General features: G+C 43.0%; 1 protein-coding gene and 2 pseudogenes. 2 read left to right on the top strand and 1 reads right to left on the bottom strand.

Going from position 1 to position 1,711, the window contains the following annotated elements; translation table 11 throughout:
• A pseudogene (locus IQR33_RS29125) lies at positions 1–285 on the bottom strand (sensor histidine kinase); the annotation flags it as partial.
• A gap of 39 nt (positions 286–324) precedes the next feature.
• Here IQR33_RS29125 and IQR33_RS34830 point away from each other — a divergent pair.
• Together IQR33_RS34830 and tig are read left to right on the top strand one after the other, a co-directional pair.
• Positions 325–537: pseudogene (locus IQR33_RS34830) on the top strand (hypothetical protein).
• 274 nt (positions 538–811) lie between these two features.
• On the top strand, positions 812–1,711 hold a 900-nt coding region (tig, locus tag IQR33_RS34825), incomplete at its 3' end, for a trigger factor (RefSeq protein ID WP_228014210.1).

Raw genomic sequence — 1,711 nt, 5'->3', positions numbered from 1 at the left:
CACGCCATTAACGGATTCTAAATACCGATTAGTGATTTCCAGTTGCGCACTGTTGTTGGGGTGCAGAAGCGCTTGATAAAGAGGATCATCTTTAGCGAGAAGATTTGGGATATGGGCGTACTTATCGAGTTTATTTTTTATATGGCCAGAAAATTGCTCCAGCTGTGATTGGTGTTTATCAAGTAGAGATTGATAACTGGTCTGCCAAACCCAATGGCCACCGATAATTGCGCACAGGAAATAGAAAGCAAAAAATGTCAGCAGAATCCGTTTTTTTTGCGACATCCTTACACTCCTTACAACTTCCTTTGGTCACGTAAGAAAATGTTAATAGTTTGTAGGAAGGATTAGGGATTTAGTTTTCAACTCTGTGGAGTAAAACAAGAGCAAGATCTCTTTTTAGGCTTTTCGATAAAAAAACCGGTCGATTCTCTTGAAAAAGTCGCTATTGTCCCCATTCTAGATATGCTGGCGATGCTTAGACGGTGTCTGAATCGCATTTTTGAAGAAAAAATGGGTCAGCATTCGAGAATTTAGCGCAGACAATGTCCACATAGTGGCTATTGGCTCGACAGGGTTGCGACAGATCGCTAGAATGTCGCGTCTAAAAATTCTGTCCTGAGGCTAATAGGAGATACCTTTGGTTATTTTATCGAAGATATCACTGATTAGTCCGGTACTGACAACCAGTATCGATACTCGATTTTAAATTAGGTGTTCGGACAGAACACTACACAAGGATGAAGCGTAAGCTCCTCTGAGTTTCGCTCATACGCTCGGAAAACCGAGCCACTTTAGAGGTTTATATATAATGCAAGTTACTGTTGAAACGCTAGAGGGCCTAGAGCGCCGTCTAAACATTACTGTTCCAGCTGCAAACATCGAAGACGCTGTAACAGCTGAACTACGCAACATCGCTAAAAACCGTCGTTTCGATGGTTTCCGTAAGGGTAAAGTGCCTCTAAAAATGGTTGCTAAGATGTACGGCAAAGCAGTACGTCAAGACGTTCTTGGTGAAGTAATGCAACGCCACTTCATCGAAGCTATCGTTAAAGAGAAAATCAACCCAGCTGGCGCTCCAACTTTTGCTCCTGTAGAGAACAAAGAAGGTTCAGACCTAGTTTTCACTGCAACTTTTGAAGTTTACCCAGAAGTTGAGCTTAAAGGCCTAGAGAGCATCACTGTTGAAAAACCACTAACAGAAGTTAAAGATGCAGACGTAGAAGAGATGATCGATACTCTACGTAAGCAACAAGCAACTTGGGTTGAAGTTGAAGAAGCAGCAGAAGATGGCAAACGCGTAAGCATCGACTTCGTTGGTTCTATCGACGGTGAAGAGTTCGAAGGCGGTAAAGCTGAGAACTTCCCTCTAGAAATGGGTGCTGGTCGCATGATCCCTGGTTTCGAAGACGGTATCGCTGGTAAAACTGCTGGTATGGAATTCGACATCGACGTGACTTTCCCAGAAGATTACCACGCTGAAAACCTAAAAGGTAAAGCAGCTAAGTTCGCAATCAAAGTGAACAAAGTTGAAGCTCGTGAACTACCAGAACTAAACGACGAGTTCGTTGCTAAGTTCGGTGTTGTTGAAGGTGGTGTTGAAGCACTTAAAGCTGAAGTTCGTAAGAACATGGAACGCGAACTTAAGCAAGCTGTTAAGAACCGCATCAAAGAGCAAGCGATTGACGGTTTAGTTGAGCAAAACGACATC

It is taken from the genome of Vibrio sp. OPT46 (assembly GCF_015163535.1).
Taxonomy (GTDB): domain Bacteria; phylum Pseudomonadota; class Gammaproteobacteria; order Enterobacterales; family Vibrionaceae; genus Vibrio; species Vibrio alginolyticus.
The sequence above is the reverse complement of the archived record's forward strand: the minus strand, read 5'-3'. Positions and strand labels throughout refer to the sequence as shown.